General features: G+C 44.9%; 8 protein-coding genes. 6 read left to right on the forward strand and 2 right to left on the reverse strand.

Annotated features, from left to right (window positions below):
- The first annotated feature begins 109 nt into the window (after positions 1–109).
- Genes ACGG90_RS15025 through ACGG90_RS15035 form a run of 3 tightly spaced genes read left to right on the forward strand, consistent with a single transcriptional unit; the run spans position 110 to position 2,654 of the window.
- Positions 110–631 carry an adenine-specific methyltransferase EcoRI family protein gene (locus ACGG90_RS15025; RefSeq protein WP_390410660.1) on the forward strand — a complete coding sequence of 174 codons (522 nt, stop codon included), beginning with the start codon at positions 110–112 and terminating at the stop codon, positions 629–631.
- 12 nt (positions 632–643) lie between these two features.
- Complete coding sequence (locus tag ACGG90_RS15030) at positions 644–1,807, forward strand: HNH endonuclease family protein (RefSeq protein ID WP_390410655.1); 1,164 nt, start codon at positions 644–646, stop codon at positions 1,805–1,807.
- Between the two features lie 28 nt (positions 1,808–1,835).
- Complete coding sequence (locus ACGG90_RS15035) at positions 1,836–2,654, forward strand: hypothetical protein (RefSeq protein ID WP_390410656.1); 819 nt, start codon at positions 1,836–1,838, stop codon at positions 2,652–2,654.
- Positions 2,655–3,062: 408 nt separating this feature from the next.
- On the opposite strand, the gene ACGG90_RS15040 is transcribed toward ACGG90_RS15035, so the two are convergent.
- Complete coding sequence (locus ACGG90_RS15040) at positions 3,063–3,629, reverse strand: hypothetical protein (RefSeq protein ID WP_390410657.1); 567 nt, start codon at positions 3,627–3,629, stop codon at positions 3,063–3,065.
- 6 nt (positions 3,630–3,635) lie between these two features.
- Positions 3,636–3,827, reverse strand: coding sequence for a hypothetical protein (locus ACGG90_RS15045; protein ID WP_390410658.1), 192 nt, complete (start codon positions 3,825–3,827; stop codon positions 3,636–3,638).
- Positions 3,828–4,121: 294 nt separating this feature from the next.
- Here ACGG90_RS15045 and ACGG90_RS15050 point away from each other — a divergent pair, with 294 nt between their 5' ends.
- The 3 genes from ACGG90_RS15050 to ACGG90_RS15060 all read left to right on the forward strand — a co-directional run bounded on the left by ACGG90_RS15050 (position 4,122) and on the right by ACGG90_RS15060 (position 6,306).
- Positions 4,122–5,207, forward strand: coding sequence for an IS30 family transposase (locus ACGG90_RS15050; protein WP_155287937.1), 1,086 nt, complete (start codon positions 4,122–4,124; stop codon positions 5,205–5,207).
- A 114-nt stretch (positions 5,208–5,321) separates the two neighbouring features.
- Complete coding sequence (locus ACGG90_RS15055) at positions 5,322–5,690, forward strand: ArsR/SmtB family transcription factor (protein ID WP_003678450.1); 369 nt, start codon at positions 5,322–5,324, stop codon at positions 5,688–5,690.
- 1 nt (position 5,691) lies between these two features.
- Complete coding sequence (locus tag ACGG90_RS15060) at positions 5,692–6,306, forward strand: CadD family cadmium resistance transporter (RefSeq protein ID WP_390410659.1); 615 nt, start codon at positions 5,692–5,694, stop codon at positions 6,304–6,306.
- The last annotated feature ends 297 nt before the right edge of the window (positions 6,307–6,603 follow it).

Here is a 6,603-nt window from a genome sequence, read left to right on the forward strand (position 1 = left end):
TATCTTCAATCGCTGGATTTAAGTGCATATAAACAGCGGCAAATAATTCCGGCGGGCCGGCTGCCCGTGTCTGGAATTATTTGCCGCTTTTGTTTGAAATCGAGTTGGTATAAAGCGCGCGTCGACAGGTTGGCGTGTTGATGATGAAGGAAACAAGTTTGTTCGGGTAAAGGGGATTCGTTGGTTCACCAACATCAACCACGGACGTCGCCATCAACCACTTTCGCTGATGACAATGGCCGATAATATCAGATATAGCAAACATGCGGACGTGAGAAATCACGAATACGTTCATCATGACAATTACGATTCACTTGAAGTTCCATATGTAGACGCTATACCCAGCGACTATGATGGCGTGATGGGTGTGCCTATCACATTTTTGGACAAGTATAATCCAGACCAGTTTGAAATTTTAGGCATAACAAAGACTTGGTTTGGTGCAGCAGTTAAAAAGTATGGCAAGCAAACGCAATTTAGTAAATCTGGAAAAATTTCGACTGTTACAAAGCTGAATGATGGGGCCGCAATCAAAGTTGATGTGGTTCCAAAAAACACCACGTATTACAATGTTGATGGCCACAACTACATTCAAACATATCCGCGTATCTTGATTCGACGCAAGGACTGACGGGAGACAAGTATGGAGACAACACTTAAGCAATACACCGTTCGTGAAATTGTTGACGGGTTTCAATACAATGCATATGAAGGCCGCGGTTTGTTCGGTCTATCAGGTAAGCTGACTATTCAACCCGAATATCAGCGAAATTATTTGTATGCCGAAGGCGGGCAAGAAGAAGCCTGCATTCAGTCGATCTTGAAGGGCTATCCGTTAGGGCTTATCTATTTTAATAAGACGCTCGACGGTCAACTTGAAGTGCTTGACGGACAACAGCGAATTACCTCTATTGGCAGGTATACGACTGGTAAGTTTGCCATCACGGACGAAAATAACAACCAGAACTTGTTTTCAGGCTTGAGTGAAGACCAACGTGAGACAATTATGGACTACCAGTTGCTGGTCTATATTTGTGAAGGCTCTGAAAGTGAAATCAAGAAGTGGTTTGAGACCATTAACATTGCCGGTATTCCGTTAAATGACCAAGAGATCAACAACGCCATTTATTCAGGGCCGTTTGTAACGGCAGCCAAGGCAGTATTTTCCAACTCTGAAAACGCAAGTATCCAGAAGTGGAGTACCTACATAAAGGGTGACGTTAAGCGACAAGCATATCTTAAAGTTGCGCTTGATTGGGTCAGCAAGGGTCATGTTGAGACGTACATGTCGGCACATCGTACGGATGAAAAGATCAACGAGTTGAAGACGTATTTTGATACCGTGATCGATTGGGCCGGAACGGTTTTTCCATTTACTGACGGTACGATGAAGGGCCTTGATTGGGGCGAATTGTACGAGAAGTATCATGGTAATTCATATAATCCATCGGAAATGGCGGCACGAGCTCAAGAGTTGCTGGCAGATTCCGATATAACAAAACGTTCAAATATCTATGAGTTCATGCTTGATGGCGAAAAGAATGTAAGCCTGTTGAGCATTCGGGTATTCAGTCTAAATGACCGTAAGACCGCGTATCGCAAACAAACCAACGATGCCAAAGAAAATGGGCATTCTAACTGCCCAACGTGCGTAACTGACGTAGAATACAAGCACACAGACCATATTTGGGCTTTCAATGAAATGGAAGGCGACCACAAAACAGCTTGGTCCAAAGGTGGTCGCACTGAACTTGCCAACTTGGTTATGCTTTGTAAACATCACAATAAAATGAAATCCAATTATTAATAATCCAATGAATCGAGATCCTGATGGTATGAGCGACATGTTGTATCACTACACGAGTGCTGACACTCTAGAAAAGGTTTTACAGAACCGAACATTTCGGCTTACGTCGTTGCCTCTAGTGGACGATGAGGAAGAGGAACTTACACAGAACTTTGGCAGTTTTGGCCGTTACGCGTATGTGAGCAGTTGGACTGAACTTCAGGCGGAAAAACATGAACTATGGAGTACGTATACGTCAGACTTGCATTTTGGTGTACGTATTGGACTTCCAAAGAACATTTTTCTAACGACACAACATACACCACTGTTGCCGTCTGATTTAGCAGGCGTGAATGTCCATCAGAATGCATTGCAGCCGTATCCGTACACGGTCGGTATTCAGGAAATTGAATCAGCATATGGCGTTTATGCAATGATCCATGAAGTGGAGCTGTTCCCTGTGACGTACACCGAAAACCCTGAACTCATCGAATATCGGACCTTTGATAAGTACGGCAACACGATTTCTGTAAATCAATCGATGCTTGGCAGGTATAAACGGAAGTCTACCTGGGACTATCAGCACGAATGGCGTTATAAAGCGTTCTTTTTGCCATTTAGTGTGGACGATGCATTGCAGTATCAGCGTGAAAATTCGTTCAAGCAACATTTGTTGGCATTGAAAAACGACCACACGATCCCGTTTGAGCATTTCGATTTGCCAATTGATGACCAGAAATTTGCAGATATGGAAATCATCACGTCGCCAATAATGAGCGATACTGATCGGCAAGAGATTGATCGAATGGTTCAGCAGTTCAATCCAACAGCGACGGTTCGCCGCAGTGTGTTGCATCTCCGAAAGTGAAAAAAGAAGACCAGCTAGCCGCTTGTTTGCGGTTTTGCTGGCCTTTTGGTTTTGTTGAAAGACATTGCGGTGTATAGATGGCAGTTTTGATGCCGGTAGAATTGATGCAGTAGGAAGCAGGTGCCTGCAAGAGCACCCGATGGGATGAACGCCGTGAATTTGGGCAAGGATGGCTATACAAAGCCGCTACAGCACGTTTTGAGAACGTTGTGAGTTACACGGCGTGTAGATGTCGGGTGCAGTGATGCCCGATCGTATAGCGCCGATTTACGCCGCCAGAGAGTCAAGTACGTATGCCTCAAACAGCATTGTGAGATTCTTGTGAGCACCATCGGCGTGGAAGATTCGGGATCGATTGCAGGCACATGGAGAGACTGCCTGTTCGCTACCGGTGCAAGTGCCGCCATGCTATTTATCGCCGTCAGGCCAGTCTTCTGGGTGATCTTGATACCAGCCATCAATGAACATGTCGACGACTTCATCCGGAATGATATCCCCGATGGGTAAGTCTGGTTGTGTCATATAAGCTTCTTCATGCGCAAAAAAATCTTGCAGAAGCGTGTCCACATCAGACTCAGGCTGGTCTGTAGGCAGTGGGCCGGAAATTTCCGGCTCATGCCATGGCTTGAAGGACGGAAAACCGTCACGAAACTTGCGATCCGGGTCCACGATGAAAATTTTGATCTTTGCATAATGCATCGCATAGTTCCAGTGATCCGGACGTGTCCACAAGTCGATATTGTTTGCGATTGTATCTCGTGCGTCCTCAAAAGTCCCAAGATAGACGGGTTCACCGTCTTTGCGATGTTGCGAGTCTTGTTTTTCGGGATCAGTGACCTTTTGCAAACCGACGTGGTCTGTGTAGGCTGTCCAAAGCAGGTGATGCAAGGTTTTCTGCGTCGTAGATAGATTGCCATATGATATTAAGTCGCTGGTTTCTGCATCGCGGATCAAATATCGTTTGGTTACTGGCAATGTGAACTACCTCCTCGATTTGTCATCGTTGTCGTCTTTGGTGATGTGAGTGATTTTCACGTGATTTCGCAAAAAGTCGTTTGCTTTTTCTTGCATGCGAAAAGCGCTCATCACATCTGGCTCCGGCTCCTCAACGTTTTGTGCATCGTCTTGGGTCAGGGGCGTTGTCTTTGTATCAATCTTTGATTTGTCTGGCATAAACTGTCCTCCTATCCGACTGTTGGAAACAACATAACGTAGCAAAGTCTTGTCGCCGCGGCGGCGACCCTTTGCGGAGCGGTCGCGGTAGCTACTAGGGTAGCCCATTATCATACCTCTGAAAGCATCACGTCGCCAGAAAAAAGTTCGACGAATTTTACAAAATCGCTATATCCCGCGTTTTAGAATCAAGTTAGCCACCATCGCCTCAAATTTGAGACGATAAAAAACACCAAGACAAAAGTCCTGTTATCATTGAAGCTACCATACAAACAATGAAAGAAGGATGTCTTGATGCAAGACCAGCTTATCACGCCTCACGTTAAAGGTCACCACCTAACCCCATCTGAGCGTGGAGAAATCGCAGTTCTCCACGCGCAAGAAAAGTCCAATCGAAAGATTGCCGACCGCCTCGGTATCAATCGCCAAACCATCGCCAACGAAATTGCTCGCGGGCAGACTGACCAGGTCGAGAAGGTCAACGGCAAGCTGCACTACTATAGTGTTTACAGTCCTGAAACTGCCCAGATACGTTATCAGGAAAACCGCCAGCGCTGCCGTCGTCCGCTTAAGCTCTCGAAGGTCCAGGACTTCATTACCTACTTTACAAGCCACTTTCAAGAGGATAGCTGGTCACCTGACGCGGCCGTTGGCCGCGCTAGGGCAGAGGGGCTATATTTGCCCGACGAAATGGTTTGTACTGCGACGCTTTACAACTATATCGACGCTCAGCTACTGGAGGTGCGAAATATTGATCTGCTTGAGAAGCCTAGTAGACGTGTGAAGCATAAGGCCAACCACAAGTTCCAACGCATGCTGACGGGTCGCAGTATTGACGACAGGCCAAAGCGTGTGGACTCTCGTAGAGAGTTCGGCAATTTCGAGCTAGACACCATAGTTGGTAAGCGCAATGGCCAGGAGAGTGTACTGATGACACTGATTGAGCGCAAAACCCGCTTCCAGTTCGTGCGCCTGATTGATGGTCGTGATGCGGACTCGGTTAACTATGCCATGCGCGCTATCGTCAAGGACCACGGGGACATCATCAAGACCGTCACGGCGGACAACGGTTCAGAGTTCGCAGACTTGTCATTCGTACTCGACGGAGTCGCTGACGTATACTACGCCCATCCTTATCGCTCCAGCGAGCGCGGCACCAACGAAGCCCATAACCGGATGCTGCGACGGGACTTCCCCAAGGGCCTGTCTCTAGATACCGTAGGCCCTCAGGAGGTGGCCGAGGCCGGACGTAAGATCAACGACCTCCCACGTCACATCCTGAAGTACCAGACCCCCACAGAACGATTCGTGGCGGAATCCGCTCAGGTCCGACGCCGGGCGGCTAAAGCGTCGACGCCGACTAACTCACCAACTTCATAGATAACAGGCTTTCATACGCCGGATCGGGCCAGGTGGCTAACTTGTTCTTGCAATTTGCGGTACAACACTATTACATGATATAATGTAATAGATTAATAAACGAGGAGTGATCTAATGATACAAGTAGACTGTTGTCCGGGTAAACCAGATTTGGCTGATCGGGCATTGTTAAATGAGAATCAAGCCGCTGACATTGCTTTACTTTTTAAAGTACTCGCAAATAATACGCGGCTAAGAATTTTACATTGCTTAACGCGTGAACCAGATATGGCCGTTAGTGAGATTGCTACATCACTAAATATGAAGGTCCAAGCCATCTCAAACCAGTTACAACGTCTAGTAGATCAAAAGATAGTTAAAGCGAAGCGTAATGGCAACTTCATTGAATATCAGATCATTGATGAATGTACGGCAATTTTATTAGAACGGGCATGGTGTTTAGCTGAAGATGCCGGAAAAATCAATGCTGGTGGGGGAAAATAAAATGATCAGGACAATTATAACGAGTATTATTCTTTATACATCAACTGCAATCGACTTAATAGTTATTTTAATGTTACTTTTTTCAAAATATCGTTCAACAAAGCATCGCCGACAAATTTATATTGGTCAGTTCTTAGGCTCATATACGCTCATTGGAATTAGTTTGTTTTTTGCATTTATTCTCCATTACGTACCCGCCAAATGGTTACTAGGTTTTTTAGGGTTGATTCCCATTGCCTTTGGAATCAAATATATATTTAGCAAAGAAGATGAAGCCGCAGAAGTTGATCAGAAAATTGAAGCGCGTAAAAATAAGAATTTAATTGCAACGGTGGCTTTAATTACGGTAGCTTCTTGTGGTGCGGATAATATTGGCCTTTTTGTTCCTTACTTCGTATCATTATCACTGGTACAGCTAATCGTAACGCTGTTTGTTTTTACCATTTGTATTTATTTTTTAGTTTTCCTTGGTGATAAGTTCTCACAAGTGAATTTTGTAAAGAACTTTCTTGATCGTTTTGGTGATTGGATCATGGCCATTATTTATATTGGTTTAGGCATCATGATCATTCTTGAAAGTGACACTATTAGGCATATTATGCAGCTATTATTTTAATTAAGCAGTAGTCGATATTTTTTATCATTCATTGATCATCTTCTTTTGAAGGTGATTTTTTTGCGTTTGGTGATAAGCATTGATGGTATTGATTTTATTGCCCGCGTTTTACAATCAAGTTAGCCACTATCGTTAGCACTCAGACAAAACAAAAAACACCAAGTCGATATGACCTGTTATCATTAAAGTTCCTACACAATTAATGAAAGAGGTATCGTCTTGATGCAAGAACAGAATATCATGTCTCACACCAAAGGTCACCATCTGACTGCTTTCGAACGTGGAAAAATCGCTGCA

This window comes from Lacticaseibacillus jixiensis, assembly GCF_042847315.1.
GTDB classification, from domain to species: Bacteria; Bacillota; Bacilli; order Lactobacillales; family Lactobacillaceae; genus Lacticaseibacillus; species Lacticaseibacillus jixiensis.

What these genes read in the sequence shown, in the direction of transcription:
- ACGG90_RS15030 (WP_390410655.1), top strand. Translation starts at nt 644, where the DNA reads ATGGAGACAACACTTAAGCAATACACCGTTCGTGAAATTGTTGACGGG.
- ACGG90_RS15035 (WP_390410656.1), top strand. Translation starts at nt 1,836, where the DNA reads ATGAGCGACATGTTGTATCACTACACGAGTGCTGACACTCTAGAAAAG.
- ACGG90_RS15045 (WP_390410658.1), bottom strand. Translation starts at nt 3,827, where the DNA reads ATGCCAGACAAATCAAAGATTGATACAAAGACAACGCCCCTGACCCAA.
- ACGG90_RS15050 (WP_155287937.1), top strand. Translation starts at nt 4,122, where the DNA reads ATGCAAGACCAGCTTATCACGCCTCACGTTAAAGGTCACCACCTAACC.
- ACGG90_RS15055 (WP_003678450.1), top strand. Translation starts at nt 5,322, where the DNA reads ATGATACAAGTAGACTGTTGTCCGGGTAAACCAGATTTGGCTGATCGG.
- ACGG90_RS15060 (WP_390410659.1), top strand. Translation starts at nt 5,692, where the DNA reads ATGATCAGGACAATTATAACGAGTATTATTCTTTATACATCAACTGCA.